The organism is Janthinobacterium violaceinigrum, from assembly GCF_009208555.1.
Classification (GTDB): Bacteria; Pseudomonadota; Gammaproteobacteria; order Burkholderiales; family Burkholderiaceae_D; genus Janthinobacterium; species Janthinobacterium violaceinigrum.
Genome location: NZ_WFLI01000005.1, coordinates 217,947 through 237,603 on the forward strand (window position 1 = coordinate 217,947; position 19,657 = coordinate 237,603).

A 19,657-nucleotide genomic window follows, 5' to 3' on the forward strand; every position below is an offset into this window, starting at 1 on the left:
ATGCTTGTTACCGTACGGCCTGCATACCATCTTCTATCGGACCGACCATGACTGCCTATCCCCACCTGCTGGCCCCGCTCGACCTGGGCTTCACCACCTTGCGCAACAGAGTCATCATGGGGTCCATGCACACGGGCCTGGAAGACCGTTTTTATCATTATGGCAAGCTGGCTGCGTTTTACCGCGAGCGGGCGCGGGGCGGCGTGGGGCTGATCGTCACGGGCGGCATTTCGCCGAACCGCCAGGGCTGGCTGCTGCCGTTCGGCGGCACCCTCAACTTCCTCGGCGACGTGCCGAACCACCGCAAGGTGACGCGCGCCGTACACGAGGAGGGCGGCAAGATCGTCATGCAGATCCTGCATGCGGGCCGCTATGGCTATCAGCCCTTCGTCGTCTCGGCGTCGGCCAAGAAATCGCCGATCTCGCCGTTCCGCCCCCGTCCCTTGAGCGAGCGGGGCATCGAGCGCACGATCTGCGACTACGTGCGCTGCGCGCGCCTGGCGCAAAAGGCCGGCTACGACGGTATCGAAGTGATGGGCAGCGAAGGATACTTATTGAACCAGTTCCTGTGCGCGCGCACCAACCTGCGCCAGGACCGCTGGGGCGGCAGCATCGAGAACCGCATGCGCCTGCCCGTGGAGATCGTGCGCCGCATCCGCGCCGCCGTCGGCCCCAACTTCATCATCATGTACCGCCACTCGCTGCTCGACCTGGTCGAGGGCGGCAATACCTGGGACGACGTGGTGGCGGTGGCCAAGGCCCTGGAGCAGGCGGGCGTGACGATTCTCAACACGGGTTTCGGCTGGCATGAGGCGCGCGTGCCCACCATCGTCACCTCGGTGCCGCGCGCCGCCTTTGCCAGCGTGGCGGGCCGGCTGCGCCGCGAAGTCGCCATTCCCGTGGTTGCGTCGAACCGCATCAACATGCCGCACGAAGCGAACGCCATCCTGGAGCGGGGCGACTGCGACCTGGTGTCGATGGCGCGGCCGTTCCTGGCCGACCCGTTCTTTGTCGCCAAGGCGGCAGCGGGCCGCGCCGACGAAATCAATACCTGCATCGGCTGCAACCAGGCGTGCCTGGACCACACCTTCGCCAACAAGCGCGCCAGCTGCCTGGTCAACCCGCGCGCCTGCCATGAAACGGAACTCGTGTACGCGAAAAAGGCCGTGCCGCGCCGGGTGGCCGTCGTCGGCGCCGGTCCCGCCGGCCTGTCCGCCGCCACCGTGGCCGCCGAATGCGGGCACGAGGTGACCCTGTTCGACAGCAGCGACAGCGTGGGCGGCCAGTTCAAGGTGGCCATGCAGATACCGGGCAAGGAAGAATTCACGGAAACCATCCGCTATTTTGCCCGCCGCATCGCCTTGTCGAATATCAAGCTGCGCCTGGGCCAGCGCGTCACGCGCGAGCAATTGCTGGCCGGCGGCTACGACGACGTGATCGTCGCCACGGGCATCAAGGTGCGCCTGCCGGCCATTCCCGGCATCGACCACCCGAAGGTGCTGTCCTACCTGGATGTGCTGCAGGAGAAGAAGCCCGTGGGCGCGCGCGTGGCCATCATCGGCGCGGGCGGCATCGGCTTCGACGTGGGCGAGTATTTGCTGCACGACCCGGCGCACCCGCTGCCGCAACCCGTGGCCACGTGGGCGGGCGAGTGGGGCGTGGACCTGGATGCGGCTACCGGCGGCGGCCTGGTGCCGCCCGTGGCGCCCGATCCCGTGCGGCAGATTTTCCTGTTGCAGCGCAAGACGTCGAAGGTGGGCGCGGGCCTGGGCAAGACGTCGGGCTGGGTGCACCGGGCGGCGCTGGCGAGAAATGGCGTGGCCATGCTGGCCGGCGTCACCTACGACAGGATCGACGAACAGGGCTTGCACATCACGGTGGGCGGCGAGCAGCGCCTGCTGGCCGTGGACAACGTGGTCATCTGCGCGGGCCAGGACAGTTTGACGGAATTGATGCCGCCCGTGGACAAGGATGGCAAGCCCCTGCAGGCGGGCGGCCCCCGTTTCCACAAGATCGGCGGCGCCGCGCTGGCGGCGGAACTCGATGCCAAGCGGGCGATACGGGAAGGGGCGGAGCTGGCCGCCAGTTTGTAAATTGAGGGCTGGGGTCAGACCCGACGGGGGGATGCGCCCCAGTGGGGCACATCCCGATCCCGCAGGGACCGACCCCGGCATTTGCATGGGCTAGCGGTTCGGCATCAAGGAACCTTAATGGCCATGCCCCTTCTTGGCCGCATCAAAACTCTGCAGCACGTGCTCGGCCATGCCATTGGCCAGTTCGTGCTCGCCGATAAACACCTTGCCCGCGTTTTCCGCGCGCAGCAATTCCGCCTCTTCCTCGCTGTGCGTACGCACCACCGTCATGATGGTGGGGTTGAGCGCGCGCGCCGTCTCGATCATGGCGCGCACGTGGAAGGTGTCCGGCGTGGCGATGACGAGCATGGTGGCGTGTGTGATGTGCGCCTGGATCAGCACGGCCGGTTCGCCCGCATTGCCGGCCACGGCCGGAATGCCCTGCTTGCGCAGCTGATCGACGATTTCGCGGTTTTCCTCGGCCACGACAAAGTGGATGCCCCGTTCCATCAGGGCGGCGGCGATGCGCCGGCCCACGCGGCCGTAGCCGACCAGCACGATCTGGCCCGACAGTTTTTCTTGCGGCACCGTCATCGGCAGCTCGGCCAGCGGGTCGGTCGTGCGTTCGAACTTGCGGGCGAAATCGCTGTTGCTCATCACGCGCAGCAGCGGCTTGGCCATGCTGAACACGAGCGGGTTCAGGGCGATGGACAGGATGGCGCCGGCCAGGATCAGGCTTTGCCCTTCCTGCGGCATCAGGCCCAGCGACAGGCCCAGGGCGGCCAGGATAAACGAGAATTCGCCGATCTGCGCCAGGCTGGCCGAGACGATGATGGCCGTTTTCGGCGGATAGCGCAGGGCCATCACCAGCAGGAAGGCGGCGATCGACTTGCCGAAGATAATGATGGCGCACACGGCCAGCACTTGCAGGGGCTTGTCGATGAGGATGTTCGGCTCGAACAGCATGCCGACGGAAACAAAGAACAGCACGGCAAACGCGTCGCGCAGGGGCAGCGATTCTTCCGCGGCGCGGTGACTGAGTTCGGATTCGCGCAGCACCATGCCGGCAAAGAAGGCGCCCAGGGCGAACGATACGCCGAACAGCTTGGTGGAAGCGTAGGCGATGCCGACGGCGGCGGCGATCACGCACAGGGTAAACAGTTCGCGCGAACCGGTGCGCGCCACTTGCCACAGGATCCACGGGAACAGCTTGCGGCCCACCACCAGCATGAAGACGATGAAACCGGCCACTTGCCCCAGGGTCACGGCCAGGGTTTGCCACAGGCTGACGGCTTCGGCGCCAGGGGCGACCTTGCCGCCCAGCGCGCCGGCAAACGCGGGCAGCAGCACGAGGACCAGCACGGTGACGAGGTCTTCCACCACCAGCCAGCCGACGGCGATGCGGCCATTCAGGGAATCGAGGATGCCCCGTTCTTCCAGCGCGCGCAGCAGCACCACGGTACTGGCGACGGACAGGGCCAGGCCAAAGATCAGCCCGCCACCGAGAGTCCAGCCCCACCAGTGGGCCAGGCCCATGCCCATCGCCGTGGCGACGGCGATCTGCAGGATGGCGCCGGGCAGCGCAATCTTGCGCACGTCCCATAGATCCTCGATGGAAAAGTGCAGGCCGACACCGAACATCATCAGCATCACCCCGATTTCCGCCAATTGCCCGGCTATTTCCGCATCTGCCACAAAACCGGGCGTGGCCGGTCCGATGATGATGCCGGCGGCCAGATAGCCGACCAATGCCGGCAGTTTCAGGCGCGCGGCGATGAAGCCGAAGATGAGGCCGAACCCGAGGGCGGCGGCAATGGTGGTGATCAGGCTGATGTCATGGGGCATGCGTGGTGGGTTCCTTATGGAGACGTGCGGATGAAAAAGATGTTACTCAGCGATTGAGTATAAACGCAACAAAGCTGCGGCTGGAATTTTCCTGCCGCTTTTTTGCAAAAATTTTGCGCTGTATCTTCGTTCAGGTGGATGCGAACGCATGCCATCCACCCGCATCTGCGTCTAATTCAAGGAATCAGGCGCGACTACGTCCGCATGCTCACACCTTGCGCACGACCACGCAGCCGATGGAATAGCCGGCGCCGAACGAGCAGATGACGCCCATGGCGCCTGCCGCCATGTCATCCTGATACTTATGGAAGGCGATGATGGAACCGGCCGACGAGGTGTTGGCGTAGGTGTCGAGAATCACGGGCGCCTCGTTCGCTTCGGCGTCGCGGCCCAGGATCAGGCGCGCGATCAGCAGATTCATGTTCAGGTTGGCCTGGTGCAGCCAGTAGCGGCTCACTTGCGCCACTTCCACGCCGGCCTTGGCCAGGGTCGCCTTGATCATCTCAGCGGCCATCGGGCACACTTCCTTGAAGACCTTGCGGCCTTGCTGGCGGAACAGTTTGTCGGCCTTGCCCACGCCGGACTCGTCGAAACGGTTGAGGAAGCCGAAATTGTTGCGGATGGCATTCGAGAAGCGCGTTTTCAGTTCCGTGCCGATGATCTCGAACTGGTGCTTGGACACGGCCGTGTCTTTCGCTTCGACGATGATGGCCGTGCAGGCGTCGCCAAAGATGAAATGGCTGTCGCGGTCGCGCCAGTTCAGGTGGCCGCTGGTGATCTCGGGATTGAGGACCAGCACGGCGCGCGCCTGGCCGCTTTGCACGGCGGCCACGGCTTGCTGGATGCCGAAGGTGGCGGACGAACACGCCACGTTCATGTCAAAGCCATACCCATCGATGCCCAGCGCATCCTGTACTTCCACGGCCATGGCCGGGTAGGCGCGCTGCATATTGCTGCAAGCCACCAGCACCATGTCGATATCGGCCGGCGTGCGGCCCGCGCGCGCCAGCGCGTCATGCGCGGCAGCGACGGCCATTTCCGCCTGCAAGGACAGTTCGTCATCGCCCCGTTCCGCGATGCGCGAGACCATGCGCGCCGGATCGAGGATGCCTTCCTTTTCCATCACGAAGCGCGACTTGATGCCGGACGCCTTTTCGATGAAGGCCACGCTCGACAGGTCCAGCGCCGTCACGGTGCCCGCGGCGATCGCGTCGGCATTGTCGGCATTGAACTTTTCCGCGTAGGCATTGAAGCAGGTAACCAGCTCTTCGTTGGAGATCGAAAATGGCGGCGTGTACAGTCCGGTACCGCTGATGACGACTTGTTTCATGATTAAACTTTCAAATTTGGCAATCGGCGCGGCGCCGATAAGTGAAGCAAATTTTACACAAACAGGCTCGACTGTAGAGAGTTTCGTGTTGCGGGGACGGGGAAGTGTGGCGGAAGATTGATTTTTGTCGCGTGGACGGTTGCCGGGGGGCATTATGCCCCCCGCGATTCTGCTGGCGCTGCTGCTTACTTCTTCTGTTCCTTCTTGACGTCGGCTTGCACGACCACGGGTTCGGCCTTGGCCAGCTGCACGGGCAAACCTTTCAGGTGGTTCAGCGCCTGGTGCAGCTGGAAATCGTCCTGGCTGCCGAATTCCAGCGGCTTGCGGGTCTTTTCCAGCGCGATGATGCGCAATTGCTCTTCCATCTCGTCGTTGACGGGGGCGGCCTTGGCGCTTTCCTTGTCGCGGTCGTTGCTCAGGTGCTTGGAGAGGTCCGCTTCGCGGATGCGCAAGCCGTTCAAGCCGTCGCCATCCGCATTTTCATCGACCAGCAGGTCCGGCACGATGCCCTTGGCCTGGATCGAGCGGCCATTCGGCGTGTAGTAGCGGGCCGTCGTCAGCTTGACGGCCGTGTCGGCCGTCAATTGGCGGATGGTTTGCACGGAACCCTTGCCGAAGGTTTGCGTGCCGATGATGGTGGCGCGCTTGTAGTCCTGCAGGGCGCCGGCGACGATTTCCGAGGCCGAGGCCGAACCCGTGTTGACGAGCACCACCAGCGGTACTTTCTTGATAGCGGCCGGCAATTTCGCCAGCGCATCGCCTTCCGAGCGGAACATATAGTATTCGGCGCGGCCGTAGAACACCTGTTTCGAGTCCGGCAACTGGCCGTTGGTCGACACGATGGCCGAGTCCTTCGGCAGGAAGGCGGCCGAGACGCCGATGGCGCCCTGCAGCACGCCGCCCGGATCGTTGCGCAGGTCCAGCACCATGCCCTTGATGTTCGGGTCTTGCTGGTACAGGGCCGTGATCTGCGCGGCCATGTCGTCGACGGTCGGTTCCTGGAATTGCGACACGCGCAGCCAGGCGTAGCCCGGCTCGACCATCTTTGCCTTCACGCTTTTCTGGTGGATTTCCTCGCGCGTGATGGTAAAGGCCAGCGGCTGCGGTTCATCCTTGCGGGCAATGGTCAGCGACACCTTGGTACCCGGTTCACCGCGCATGCGCTTGACGCTGTCGTCCAGGCTGACGCCTTTCACGGGCTGGCCATCCAGGCGGGTGATCAGATCGCCAGCCTTGATGCCGGCGCGGTAGGCGGGCGAATCCTCGATGGGCGAGACGATCTTGATGTAGCCGTCTTCGCTGAGGCCGATTTCGATGCCCAGGCCGACAAACTTGCCTTCGGACCCTTCGCGCAGCTCGGCGTAGGCTTTCTTGTCCAGGTAGGCGGAATGGGGGTCGAGCGAGGCAACCATGCCGGAAATGGCGTCTTCCAGCAGTTTCTTGTCTTCCACGGGTTCCACGTAATCGGACTTGATCAGGCCAAACACATCGGCCAGCTGGCGCAGTTCTTCCAGCGGCAGGGGCGGCTCGACGGTTTTTTGCGCCATGGCGGAAAATTGCAGCGACACGGCGACGCCGGCCACCACGCCCAGGCCGATCAAGCCGGTATTTTTGAGTTTGCCCATCATTGCACCTTTGCAGCTAGCGTGTCTTGCACAAGCGCCAGTCCCCGTGGAGCGGCGCTTTTCTGAAAGTATAGACCTGAATCTCTGCCGGTGTGGGCCGGCCGTGGAAAAAGCGTACCTGGGCCCAGTCTACGCGCGAAAACGGGGCGGCCAGCTTGCCATATGTTGCGGCTTTGTATGCGATGTATAGTTACTCTTGAGGGGAGTAAGCATTTGTAAGAGTCGAAAAAAAGCGTGTGCGGCGGCCCTATAGTGGATTCGCATTCTCGACCCGAAGTGGTTTTGCCTGCGTCTGCGGACGCAGGCTTTTTTTTATCCGGAGCCCCCATGACCTCGTTGAACTTACTCCCCGCCGTGCGCCGCCTGGGCCTGGCCTTGCTGCTGGGCACCACCGCCTTGACCGCCACGGCCGTGCCGCTTGCCGACATGCGCCTGGAAGACTTGCTGCCGATGGCGCCCGATTTCAGGACGGAATTGAAACTCAATGCGAATCAAACCACCTTGTGGCAGCAGGTGGAAGGGAAATCGCGTCAACTCTTGCGCGAACGCAAGGCGCGCCGCGAACGCCTGCAAGCGGCGGTGACGCAGGGCTTGCAGGCGCCCCGGCTGGAACTGCGCGACTTGCTCGCCGGCATGGACAACGAAAGCACCGTGAGCCTGGCCGAAGAAAAGCAGCTGCGCGAGTGGTGGCTGAGCGTCAACGATGCCCTGGACGAGCACCAGCGCCAGATGGTGGCCCAGTTCATCGCCGGCCAGATGGCGCGCGTGATGGATGCCGCCGTGCCCCACAGCGAGTCGCGCGGCGCGCCAGGTGGCGAGCATGGCGGGCGCAAGGGTGGCAAGGGGGGCATGGGCGGCGCAGGCGTCAGCATGGGCAGCGGCGGCGCGGGCATGACGCTCCCCGGCAACTGACGGGGAGAACTGAGGGGCAATTCCGGGGCAGTCCGGGGGCAAGGATGGTCAAAAGGCATGATCGCGTGCTACATTCCTGCAGCGCCTGGCGCGGCGGGCTATCCGCCCGAAGCTATCTGCCCGGTCTTTTTGACATGCCCCATAAGGACAATCCGTGAATCGCTATCTCTTGAGCAGTCTGACCCTGACCCTGTTGGCTGCGTTTGCCCATGCCGCCGAACCGGCATCCGCCGCATCCGCCGTGGCAGCCCCCACCGTGGCGCCAGGCGCCGCGCCTGCCGCCGCCGGCGTCGTTTCCGGCATCGATGTGCAGTACATCGACCCCGCCGTGCGCGTGCAGGACGATTTCTTCACCCATTTGAACGGCAAGTGGCTGGCCACGGCCGAGATCCCGGCCGACAAGTCGAGCTGGGGTTCGTTCGCCAAGCTGCGCGATGACACCACGCCACAGTTGCGCGGCATCATCGAAGCCACGCAACAGGATAAAAACAAGAAGGCCGGTTCCGAAGCGCAGAAGATCGGCGACCTGTACGCCAGCTACATGGATGAAGCCAAGCTCGATGCGCTGGGCACGAAGCCGCTGGCCGGCGAACTGAACCGCATCCGCTCGCTGCGCGACAAGAAGGGCGTGCCCGCTCTGATCGCCCATTTGAGCCAGACGGGCGTGGCCACGCCGTACGCCGTCTACGTGGGCCAGGATGCCCGTGCCTCGACGAAATATGCGGCATACGTGAGCCAAAGCGGCCTGGGCATGCCCGACCGCGACTACTATCTGGAAGCCAAGCAGGCCGGCGTGAAAGAAAAATACCAGGCGCACGTGGAAAAAATGCTGGCCATGGCCGGCGACAAGAACGCCGCCGCCCGCGCCAAGGCTGTCGTGGCGCTGGAAACGGCCCTGGCCGAAGTGCAATGGACCAAGGTCGAGAACCGCGACCCTGTCAAACGCTACAACAAGACCGACATCAATCAACTGAACGATCTGACCCCCGGCTACGACCTGAAGGCAGGCCTGGCCGCCCAGGGCATCGCCAACAAGGTCGATTACGTGATCGTCAACCAGCCCAGCTACCTGGCCGGCTACAACAAGGTGCTGGCCGCCACGGACCTGGACACCCTGAAAGCGTACTTCGAATGGCAGTTGCTGCGCAGCTATGCCAGCTACCTGTCGAAAAACTTCGTCGACGAAAGCTTTGCCTTCTACGGCACGGTACTGAGCGGCGTGACGGAAAACCAGCCGCGCTGGAAGCGTGGCGTGGGTGCCGTCGAAGGCGTGCTGGGTGAAGCCGTCGGCAAGCTGTACGTGGCGCAGTATTTCCCGGCAGAGCGCAAGGCGCACATGCAGGAACTGGTGAAAAACGTGCTGGCCGCCTACAAGGACAGCATCGACACCCTGGACTGGATGAGCCCGGAAACCAAGAAGGAGGCGCAAGCCAAGCTGGCCAAGTTCACGCCGAAGATCGCGTATCCGAACAAATGGCGCGATTACACGAAGCTGCAAATCGTCCAGGGCGACCTGGTGGGCAACATGATGCGTGCCGCCAACTTCGGCTCCGCCCGCCAAGTGGCCAAGCTGGGCAAACCGATCGACCGCGAAGAGTGGGGCATGACGCCGCAAACGGTGAACGCCTATTACAGCTCGACGATGAATGAAATCGTCTTCCCGGCCTCCATCCTGCAGCCGCCGTTCTTCGACGCCAACGCGGACGACGCCGTCAACTATGGCGCCATCGGCGCCGTCATCGGCCATGAAATCAGCCACGGCTTCGACGACAAGGGCAGCCAGTCCGATGGCGACGGCAACCTGCGCGACTGGTGGACCCCGGCCGACCGCAAGAACTTCGCCGCCAAGGCCGACGCGCTGACCAAGCAGTACGACGGCTACAGCCCGCTGCCTGGCTACCACGTCAACGGCGCGCTGACCCTGGGCGAAAACATCGCCGACAATTCGGGCGTGGCGATTGCGTATAAAGCGTACAAGATCTCGCTGGGCGGCAAGCCGGCGCCCGTGCTGGACGGCCTGACGGGCGACCAGCGCTTCTACATGGGCTTTGGCCAGGTGTGGCGCAGCAAGATGCGCGAAGCGCAGCAGATCGTGCAGATCAAGACCGATCCCCATTCGCCGGGCCAGTACCGCGCCAATGGCACCATGGTCAACCAGCCTGGCTTCTACGAAGCGTTTGGCGTGAAACCGGGCGACAAGATGTATGTTGCGCCGGAAAACCGCGTCATCATCTGGTAAGCGCTGTCGCGATGAAAACGTAATCCTGTAGCAACAAAAAAGGCCACCTTGCGTGGTCTTTTTTGCATTCCGGTCAAAGTTCTTTCTGTCGTTTCAGCCGGTATGCTACAGTCAAAAACCGGGCCAGAAGCCTTGGGCCTTCTGACCCTTATATTCCACACAATACAATATTGAGGACAACCGTGAATCGTTATTTGTTAAGTGCATTGACCCTGAGTCTGCTGGCTGGCGTGTCCGGCATGGCTGGCGCCGCCGATACTGCCAAGAAAGCCGCTCCCGCCACCGCCACGGCTGCCGCGCCAGCGGCGCTGACGTCCGGCATCGCTATCGAATACGTCGACCCTGCCGTGCGCGCGCAGGATGACCTGTTCCAGCACCTGAATGGCAAATGGCTGGCGGAAACCGTCATTCCTGCCGACAAGTCGAGCTGGGGCAGCTTTGCCAAGCTGGCCGACGATACGCAAACGCAGCTGCGCGGCATCGTCGAAGGCGCGGCCGCCGACAAGGCCCGCGCGGCCGGTTCGAATGCCCAGAAGATCGGTGATTTTTATAACAGCTTCATGGATGAAGCCAAGCTGGAAAGCCTGGGCCTGACACCGTTGAACGCGGAGCTGGCGAAGATCGCCGCGCTGCAGGACAAGGCCGAGTTGCCGGCCGTGATCGCCCACTTTAGCAAGCTGGGCGTGACCTCGCCTTACGACTTCGGCATCCACCAGGACGCCAAGGATTCCACCAAATACGTGGCCGACATCGTGCAAAGCGGCCTGGGTTTGCCTGACCGCGATTACTACCTGGAAGCCGGCAAGGCCGATACGCGCGCCAAATACCTGGCCCACGTGGAAAAAATGCTCAGTTTGGCCGGCGACGCGAACGCTGCCGCGAATGCGAAAGCCATCCTCGCGCTGGAAACGGAACTGGCCAAGGCGCAATGGAGCAATGTGCAGAACCGCGACCCCGTCAAGACCTACAACAAGGTGGAGCTGGCCAAACTGGCCGCCGTGGCGCCAGGCTACGACTGGGCCCGCTATCTGAAGGACACGGGCATTGCCGGCAAGGTCAATTATGTGATCGTCAGCCAGCCCAGCTACCTGAAAGGCTTTGCCGAGATCGCCAACAAGACGCCGCTGGAAACGTGGAAAGCGTATTTCCAATGGCACTTGCTGCACGCTAACGCCGGCTACCTGCCGAAAGCGTATGTCGATGAAAACTTCGCGTTTTATGGCACCACCCTGACGGGCGTGACGGAAATGCGTCCGCGCTGGAAACGCGGCGTGGGCGCCGTCGAAGGCGCGCTGGGCGAAGCCGTGGGCCAGCTGTATGTCGAGCAATATTTCCCGGCCGAGCGCAAAGTGCGCATGGAAGCGCTGGTGAAAAACCTGATGACGGCCTACAAGCAAAGCATCGACAAGCTGGACTGGATGAGCCCTGTCACCAAGAAACAGGCGCAAATCAAGCTGGCCAAGTTCACCACCAAGATCGGCTATCCGAACAAGTGGCGCGATTATTCGGGCCTGGCGGTGGCGCAGGACGATTTGATCGGCAACATCCAGCGTTCGCACCTGCTCAATTACAACCGCGAATTGAACAAGCTGGGCCAGCCGATCGACCGCGACGAGTGGGGCATGACGCCGCAGACCGTGAACGCCTATTACAACCCCGAGCTGAACGAAATCGTCTTCCCGGCCGCCATCCTGCAAGCGCCGTTCTTCGACGCCAACGCGGACGACGCCGTCAACTATGGCGCCATCGGCGGCGTGATCGGCCATGAAATCAGCCACGGTTTCGACGACCAGGGCGCCCAGTACGACGGCGACGGCAACCTGCGCGACTGGTGGACCAAGGCCGACCATAAAAACTTCGCCAAGAAAACCAAGCAGCTGGTGGCGCAGTACAACAGCTTCAGCCCCGTGCCTGGCCACTTCGTCAACGGCGAACTGACCCTGGGCGAAAACATCGCCGACAATTCCGGCGTGGCCATTGCCTACAAAGCGTACAAATTGTCGCTGAACGGCAAGAAAGCCCCCGTCATCGACGGTTTCACGGGCGAGCAGCGTTTCTATGCGGGCTTTGCCCAGGTATGGCGCATGAAGATGCGCGAAGCGCAGCAACTGGTCTTGCTGAAAACGGACCCGCACTCGCCAGGCCAGTTCCGCGCCAACGGCACCATGCGCAACCAGCCAGGCTTCTACCAGGCGTTTGACGTGAAACCGGGCGACAAGATGTATCTGCCACCGAAAGACCGCGTCATCATGTGGTAAGACAGTTTTTTCAGGCATCAGTTGCCAGCCGCCCCGCGCAAGCCGGGCGGCTTTTTTGCGTCGTGTGATTTGGCACAAACTGCGGGCGAAAAAAAACCGCCCATGCGGGCGGTTCCTGGTGCAGCGTAGCCGCTTACTTGGCAGGCTCAGCGGCTGGCGCGGCGGCGCCGTCAGCGGCGGCGACCGGTGCCGGCACTTCCGGTTCCTTGAACTTGCCGCCCGAAGCGTTGGCGATGTAGACCACGGCGCGTGCCACTTCCACATCGTCGAGGTCGGGATTGCCGCCCTTGGCCGGCATCGCGCGCAAGCCTTCGATCGCGTGTTTCAGGACCGTATCGTAGCCCTGGGCCAGGCGGGCCGACCAGCTGCCCGCATCGCCAAATTTGGGTGCGCCAGCCACGCCGGCGCCATGGCATGCCACGCAGGTGGCCGTGTAGACGGCTTCGCCGCTTTGCAGCACCTTCGGACCGCTGGCATCCTTGAAGGTAAAGCCGGCATTGGCCACGGGGCTCAGGCGCTCGGCAATGGCTTCCGGCGACTGGCTGTCCGTACCGGCGCCCGTCAGTTTTTGCGCCGTGACGAACTGCACCAGCAAGATGATGCCGATAACGGTGATGAGGAAGAAGCCAGCTACGGCGGCAAGCAATTGTTTAGGCGTTTTGATCGCTGATTGTTGTTCGTTATGTGCGTCGCTCATGATGTCCTTAGTCCAGATTTGAAACTGATGGCCGTGTAAGGTAGCATTTTTACATGCCTGGATGTAAACCTTTATGAAACCCACAATTATAGGCACAAAAATTGAGCAGTGACATGCAATTGCCGACGATACGACAGTTTCCGTAGACGTAGGTAAAGAAAAACGGTATCCTTCGCATCACTTCAGAAATTCCCCCTACGCGGCTGTAGCTCAGTGGATAGAGTATTGGCCTCCGAAGCCAAGGGTCGTGGGTTCGATCCCCGCCAGCCGCACCAAGACACATCAAGACTTGCCGTTTCTTCCGCTAGCGCGCCGCACATTGCAACGCGCAACGGCATGACTGCGCCTGCCGCTGCGCAGCCACCCGTCTCAGCAATGAGCCTTACTTCAGCAACCCCAGCAACGCCTGCGCCGCCGCCTCCGACGAGGCCGGATTCTGTCCCGTGATCAAGATGCCGTCCGTCAGCACATACGGGGCCCAGTCCGCTCCCTTCGAGTAGATGCCGCCGTTTTCCTTGAGCATGTCTTCCACGAGGAAGGGGACGACTTTCGTCAAGCCGACGGCGTCTTCTTCCGTATTCGTAAATCCCGTCACCTGCTTGCCTTTCACCAGCGGCTGGCCGTCGCTGCCTTTGACGTGGCGCAAGACGCCGGGGGCGTGGCAGACGGCGGCCACGGGCTTGCCGGCCGCGTGCAGCGCTGCGATGAGGGCGATCGAGTCCCGGTCTTCGGCCAGGTCCCACAGGGGGCCGTGGCCGCCCGGATAGAACACGGCGTCGTAGTCGGCCGCTTTCACGCTGGACAGCAGGACGGTGGAAGCGAGCGCGGCCTGGGCGGCCGGATCGGCCTTGAAGCGGGCCGTGGCGGCCGTCTGTGATTCGGGCGCGTCGCTTTTCGGGTCCAGCGGCGGCTGGCCGCCCTTGGGCGAAGCCAGGGTGAGGCGTGCGCCCGCGTCTTTCAGCACGTAGTACGGGGCGGCGAATTCTTCCAGCCAGAAGCCGGTCTTGTGGCCCGTGTCGCCTAGCTGGTCGTGCGAGGTCAATACCATTAAAACGTTCATGCGGACTCCTGTGCAAGGGGGAATGGAAAGGCAGTGCCAAGCTTCCAGCTTAGTCCTGTTCCCGATTTCATGTTGCACGCCAGCGCTGCCTGTTTTTTGTGCATGCAACGGATGAACATGCCCGCGACGCCCTTGCCGTTGCCGGTTTACACGCTCCAACGTGCTGCCGCTGCCGATATCAAAATTGATATCAAAACAGTGTAAAAATTGATTGGAGAGATTATCGCCCAGCCCCTAAGATAAACGCCGAGCATGCGAACGACATGCAAGCAGCATAAAAATATCAAAACAATATCTGGAGATTCATGATGCGCCACGCCACCTGCCCGCTCGCGGCTACTTTTCCTCGTCCATTCACCCTGAAGGCAGCCGTTGCGGCACTGGCCGGTATCGGCTTGCTGAGCACGGCTTCGGTCTGGGCGCAGGATGCAGTGGCGGCCGATGCCGGTGCCGAGCCGGCCGCGGAAGTGTCGGTCGTGACCGTCAGCGGCGTGCGCCGTTCCGCGCAAAATTCGCAGCAGATCAAGATGCGTTCGGACCAGGTCATCGATTCCATCGTGGCCGACGACATCGGAAAATTCCCCGATAACAACGTGGCCGAGACCCTGGCGCGCATTTCCGGCATCCAGATCCGCCGCGATTCGGGCGAAGCGAGCGCCGTCATGATACGCGGCTTGCGCGATGTCACGACCCTGCTCAACGGCCGCGAGCTGTTCACCACCACGGGCCGCTATGTCAACCTGGCCGATATTCCTGCCACCATGCTGCAGCGCGTGGACGTGTACAAGTCGCAGGGCGCGGACCAGGTCGAAGGCGGCGTGGCCGGCATTATCGACGTGCGCACCAACCGCCCGTTCGACTTCAAGGAGTTCACGGCCAGCGTGAATACGCGCGCCGTCTACAGCGACAAATCGAAAGCCACGGACCCGAACATCAGCGGCATGGTGGCTAACCGCTGGAAGACGGGCATCGGCGAAGTGGGCGCGTTGCTGGGCCTGTCGCAGCAGCAGCACCGCTACCATGAAGAACGCGCATTCAATACGGCGCCCGTGGATAAAAGTTTCCTGTTGCCCGGCTTGACGGGGCCGGATCAGGTGGGCTTGCTGCCGATCAAGGGCGACCGCCGCCGCAGCACCGCCAATGCCGTGCTGCAATGGCGTCCGAATGCCGACGTCGAGCTGTATGCGGAAGGCATGGCCACGCGCTTCCTGCTCGATGCCGAGTCCGATTATTTTGTCGGCTTGCCATGGTGGGGCACGCCCGTGTCGGCCACAAAAATTCCCGGCACCAATCAGCTGCAAACCCTGACCTCGACCAACGTCAACACCATCATGTCGACACAGGCGAACAAGAACGAGACGAAGACGCATCAATTTGCCGTGGGCGGCTTGTGGGAGATCAATCCCGAATGGCGTTTCACATCGGAAGTGGCCAGTACCAAGAGCAGCTATACCTGGCGCAACCCCATCCTCGACGCCATCACGCAAGTGCCGAACGCCACCATCAATACCAACCAGAACGGCACCCTGCACGTCGATTACACGGGCATCGATTTGCAAGACCCGTCGAATTACTACCTGAAGGGCTTTTTCGACCGCTACGGCCGGGACCAGGGCAGCTCGAACGATGTGCGCGCCGACCTGGCCTACACGCCCGGCGCGGGCGGCATCTTCAAGGAAATCAGCGTCGGCGTGCGCGGCGTCAAGCGCGAAGCGGAGTCGATCAAGAGTTTCGAGGGCAATGCGGAAGCACCGGACGTGTCCGGCGCCGCGTTTCCATTCAGCCGCCAGAGCGTGACGTCGATTCCGGGCCTCAATTGCCTGTCGGAACCGATGTCCAGCGGCGGCCCCGACTATGGCTTGAAACAGTGGTACACGCCATGCGCCAGCTTCCTGCTCAATAACACGGGCACCGTGCGCCAGGCCGTCACGGGCAGCAGCGCGGCGCGCGCCATGGATCCGGGCTCGTTCTTCAAGGATACGGAAAAGACGTATTCCATCTACACCAAGGCGAAGATCGCCTTCAAGCTGGCCGACTATCCCGTCGACGGCACCGTGGGCGTGCGCGTGGTGCGCACGGAGCAAAGCCTGCAAGGCAACAGTTCACAGGATGGCGTCTATACGCCCGTCATCAGCAATACGTCCAGCACCGACGTGCTGCCGAGCGTGGCCCTGAAAATCAAGCTGCGCGCCGACCTGGTCGGCCGCTTCGCGGCGGGCCGCACCATCAGCCGCCCCGGCTTTGCCCAGCTCAATCCCGGCGTGGCCCTCGTCAACTCGACGGAAACGGTGAAGGCGACGGGCGCGGGCGGCAATCCGGATTTGAAACCGGTGACGGGCGACAATGTCGACGCCGCACTGGAATGGTATTTCGCGCCAGCTGGTTCCGTGACGGCCACCGTGTTCCACCACAAGTTCGACGGCTATATCCAGCAGCGCATTTCCAGCGAAACCATTGCCGGCAAGACGTATGACGTGGACCGTCCGTACAACACGGCGGCGGGCAAGCTGCAGGGCCTGGAGATCGGCTACCAGCAGTTCTATGACGGCTTGCCCGGCATCTTGAGCGGCCTGGGCTTGCAAGCGAACGGCACCTACATGAGCGGCACCACCGATGACGAGACGGGCAGCCATGCGATCACGGGCGTGTCGCGCTATGCCTACAACCTGGTACTGCTGTACGAAAAAGACGCGTGGTCGGGCCGCCTGGCCTACAACTGGCGCTCGAAATTCATCGACAGCTACAACCAGGGCGGCCCAGGCCTGGACCTGAAGGTGGCGCCGACGGCCCAGCTCGACGGCTCGCTGTCGTACAAGATCAACGAGCAGTTCACGGTGACCCTCGATGGGAATAACTTGCTCGATACCAAGTTCAAGGATTACTGGAACGAACCGGGCGTGTATGCGCGCGATACGCGGCGCTATGACCGCACGGTCGGTCTTTCTTTACGCTGGAAAATGTAAAACGTCCATGGCTGCGTTGCATTGCCTCGCCGTACTCCTCGTACTGTCTTCGGCAACGCGCCTTGCCCTGAACGTTTTACATGAGTGAAAAAAGCAGTATCCAAGGGCGTTGCCATGGTTTCGGCCGGCAACGCCCCTGTCAGTTGGACAGTCACGCACGATTCATCATAAAAAGAATGGACGGAAAGCATGGAGACGCAAAAATTATCCACCGTTGAAAAGGTCGGCTTCGGCGCCGGCGACATGGCGCTCAATGTCGTCATCTCGTCGATGATGCTGATCATCACCTTTTTCTATACCGATATCTATGGCTTGAAAACCACGGACCTGGCCCTGCTGTTCGTGGCCGTGAAAGTCATCGGTGCCATCGCCGACCTGGTCATGGGCCAGATCACGGACCGCTACAGCTTTGCCTCGGGCCGCTACCGCCCCTACCTGCTGTGGCTGGCCGTACCGTATGGCGTCAGCGTCTTCTTTGTCTTCAGCACGCCAGAGTGGCAGTACGACGCCAAGCTGGTCTGGGCGTATTCCACGTATATCCTGATGACCATCATGACGGCCGGCGTGGGCATCCCGTATATTTCCCTGATCAGCGGCCTGACCAGCGACCCGCAGGACCGCCTGTCGGCCAATGGCTACCGCCTGTTCTTTGCCAAGATCGGCGCCTTCATGGTGACCATCGTCGTGCCGATTTTGTCGCAGCGCTGGGGCGGCGGCAACCCGGCCGTCGGTTATCAGGCGGCCATGGCCGTGATGGCCGTGATGGGCGTGGCCCTGTTCCTGTTCTGCTATTTTTCCACCACCGAGCGCGTCGTGCATGTGGTGGAAAAGCAATCGTTGCTGGCGCAATTGAAAGTGCTGCTGCAGAACGACCAGTGGCTGGTGCTGTGCGGCGTGTGCGTCACGGGCACCATCGGCTACGTGGTGCGCGGTTCCGTCGCCATTTATTACGCGAAATACTACCTGGGCGGCAGCACGGAAACGGTGGCCGCCTTTTTGACCACGGGCGTGGCGGCGGCCATCCTGGCCATGGTTGCCTCGACCTGGATCACCAAATTCTATTGCAAGGTAAAACTGTTCCGCTACACGCAGATCGGCGTCGCGCTGATCAGCCTGGCGATTTATTTCTTTGTAAAACCGAGCGACACGGTGCTGGCCTTCGCCCTGTATTTCCTGCTGTCCTTCGTGGTGGACTTGCACGCGCCCGTGTTCTGGTCGGCCATCGCGGAAACCATCGACTATGGCCAAGTCAAAACGGGCAAGCGCGTCTCCGGCTTTGCCTTTGGCGGCATTTCCGTCTGCCAGAAGGCGGGCATGGCCGTGGCAGGCGGCCTGGTGGGCGTGCTGCTCGCGTATTTCGATTACCAGCCCAATCATGAGCAAACGCAATTCGCCCTGAACGGCATCGCCCTGATGCTGTCGATCATCCCCGGCTTTTTCCACTTGCTGATGGGTTTGCTGATGTTCAAGTACCGCATCAGCGATGCGTACTACAGCGGCGTCAAGTCGGAAATGCACAAACGCGGCTTTGTTGCCGCATGAGGACACCTGAGCTAACCTACTGCGCGTCGGTATAGGTGGCCTGCGATGCTCACCGTACTAGAGTACGGTTGCGCTTCTTAGCCACCTCTCCCTTCCGCTCGCTACGGTTTTCTCAGGTGTTGTAAGGCAAACTAATTTTATCTAATGAAATGATTTGGAGTGCTTATGGTTGAAGTACTGAAACCGCTGATCGAACAGCGTGCCGATCCGCATATCTACCGCCACAGCGACGGTTATTATTACTTTACGGCCTCCGTGCCCCAGTACGACCGCATCGAGCTGCGCCGCGCGGACAGTATTGCCGGGCTGGCCGACGCGCCTACCGTCGACGTGTGGCACAAGCCGGAAACGGGACCGTACAGCGAGCTGGTGTGGGCGCCGGAATTGCATTTCAACCAGGGCGCCTGGTATGTGTATTTCGCCGCCGCGCCGAGCCGCGAGATCAAACATAAACTGTTCCAGCACCGCATGTATGCAATCCGCAATACCAACGCCAACCCCCTGGAAGGCGAGTGGGAATTCATGGGGCCGGTCGACACGGGCATCGACACCTTCTGCCTGGACGCCACCACGTTCGAGCATGACGGCGTGCTGTATTACCTGTGGGCACAGAAGGATGTGGCCATCGAAGGCAATTCGAACCTGTACATCGCGCCGATGGCCACGCCGTGGCAGCTGGCCGGTCCGCCCGTGATGCTGAGCAAACCGGAATTCGACTGGGAAATTCGCGGCTTCTGGGTCAACGAGGGGCCGTCCGTGCTGAAACGCAATGGCAAGATCTTCATCAGCTATTCGGCCAGCGCCACCGATGAAAATTATGCGATGGGCTTGCTGTGGGCCGATGCGTCGGCCGACCTGCTCGACCCGTTCTCGTGGAACAAGTCGCCCGAGCCCGTGTTTGCCACCTGCTACGAGCACGGCATCTATGGCCCCGGCCACAACAGCTTTACGACGGCCGCCGATGGCGACGGCGTGTTGCTGGTGTACCATGCCCGCACGTACACGGAAATCGTGGGCGATCCTTTGTGGAACCCGGACCGCCACACGTTTGTGAAGCCGCTGCGCTGGGATGCGCAAGGCATGCCCGTGTTTGGCCGCTCATCGACCCTGTAAC

Annotated in this window: 12 protein-coding genes and 1 tRNA gene; 8 read left to right on the forward strand and 5 right to left on the reverse strand. The window is 62.1% G+C overall.

The features are described 5' to 3' along the window. Positions 1–47: 47 nt before the first annotated feature. Positions 48–2,093, forward strand: a complete 2,046-nt coding sequence (locus GCN75_RS06580; protein ID WP_152281881.1) for an NADPH-dependent 2,4-dienoyl-CoA reductase — start codon at positions 48–50, stop codon at positions 2,091–2,093. Between the two features lie 114 nt (positions 2,094–2,207). Here the strand turns inward: GCN75_RS06580 and ybaL are convergent, their stop codons facing one another. The 3 genes from ybaL to GCN75_RS06595 all read right to left on the reverse strand — a co-directional run bounded on the left by ybaL (position 2,208) and on the right by GCN75_RS06595 (position 6,875). Beyond that, a complete protein-coding gene (gene ybaL / locus GCN75_RS06585; RefSeq protein WP_152281882.1) occupies positions 2,208–3,917 on the reverse strand; it encodes a YbaL family putative K(+) efflux transporter in 1,710 nt (569 codons plus the stop codon). Between the two features lie 208 nt (positions 3,918–4,125). Beyond that, a complete protein-coding gene (locus GCN75_RS06590) occupies positions 4,126–5,247 on the reverse strand; it encodes a beta-ketoacyl-ACP synthase III (protein WP_152281883.1) in 1,122 nt (373 codons plus the stop codon). A 185-nt stretch (positions 5,248–5,432) separates the two neighbouring features. After that, entirely contained in the window at positions 5,433–6,875 is a 1,443-nt protein-coding gene (locus GCN75_RS06595) for a S41 family peptidase (protein ID WP_152281884.1), read from the reverse strand. Between the two features lie 324 nt (positions 6,876–7,199). On the opposite strand from GCN75_RS06595, the gene GCN75_RS06600 reads away from it, so the two are divergent. From GCN75_RS06600 to GCN75_RS06610, 3 genes are all read left to right on the forward strand, one after another. Continuing rightward, positions 7,200–7,784, forward strand: a complete 585-nt coding sequence (locus GCN75_RS06600) for a hypothetical protein (protein WP_152281885.1) — start codon at positions 7,200–7,202, stop codon at positions 7,782–7,784. A 154-nt stretch (positions 7,785–7,938) separates the two neighbouring features. Next, complete coding sequence (locus GCN75_RS06605; RefSeq protein WP_193317399.1) at positions 7,939–10,023, forward strand: M13 family metallopeptidase; 2,085 nt, start codon at positions 7,939–7,941, stop codon at positions 10,021–10,023. Between the two features lie 182 nt (positions 10,024–10,205). After that, positions 10,206–12,281, forward strand: a complete 2,076-nt coding sequence (locus GCN75_RS06610; protein WP_152281886.1) for a M13 family metallopeptidase — start codon at positions 10,206–10,208, stop codon at positions 12,279–12,281. Positions 12,282–12,414: 133 nt separating this feature from the next. On the opposite strand, the gene GCN75_RS06615 is transcribed toward GCN75_RS06610, so the two are convergent. Then, complete coding sequence (locus GCN75_RS06615) at positions 12,415–12,978, reverse strand: c-type cytochrome (RefSeq protein ID WP_152281887.1); 564 nt, start codon at positions 12,976–12,978, stop codon at positions 12,415–12,417. A 199-nt stretch (positions 12,979–13,177) separates the two neighbouring features. Here GCN75_RS06615 and GCN75_RS06620 point away from each other — a divergent pair. Continuing rightward, positions 13,178–13,253 (forward strand) — tRNA-Arg (locus GCN75_RS06620). 107 nt (positions 13,254–13,360) lie between these two features. Here the strand turns inward: GCN75_RS06620 and GCN75_RS06625 are convergent. Then, positions 13,361–14,038, reverse strand: a complete 678-nt coding sequence (locus GCN75_RS06625) for a type 1 glutamine amidotransferase domain-containing protein (RefSeq protein ID WP_152281888.1) — start codon at positions 14,036–14,038, stop codon at positions 13,361–13,363. 305 nt (positions 14,039–14,343) lie between these two features. On the opposite strand from GCN75_RS06625, the gene GCN75_RS06630 reads away from it, so the two are divergent. The 3 genes from GCN75_RS06630 to GCN75_RS06640 all read left to right on the forward strand — a co-directional run bounded on the left by GCN75_RS06630 (position 14,344) and on the right by GCN75_RS06640 (position 19,656). Further along, positions 14,344–17,001 (forward strand): TonB-dependent receptor, encoded by a 2,658-nt coding sequence (locus tag GCN75_RS06630; RefSeq protein WP_152281889.1) that lies wholly within the window; start codon positions 14,344–14,346, stop codon positions 16,999–17,001. A gap of 189 nt (positions 17,002–17,190) precedes the next feature. Next, a complete protein-coding gene (locus GCN75_RS06635) occupies positions 17,191–18,543 on the forward strand; it encodes an MFS transporter (RefSeq protein ID WP_152281890.1) in 1,353 nt (450 codons plus the stop codon). 165 nt (positions 18,544–18,708) lie between these two features. Beyond that, a complete protein-coding gene (locus GCN75_RS06640) occupies positions 18,709–19,656 on the forward strand; it encodes a glycoside hydrolase family 43 protein (protein WP_152281891.1) in 948 nt (315 codons plus the stop codon). Position 19,657: the final 1 nt, after the last annotated feature.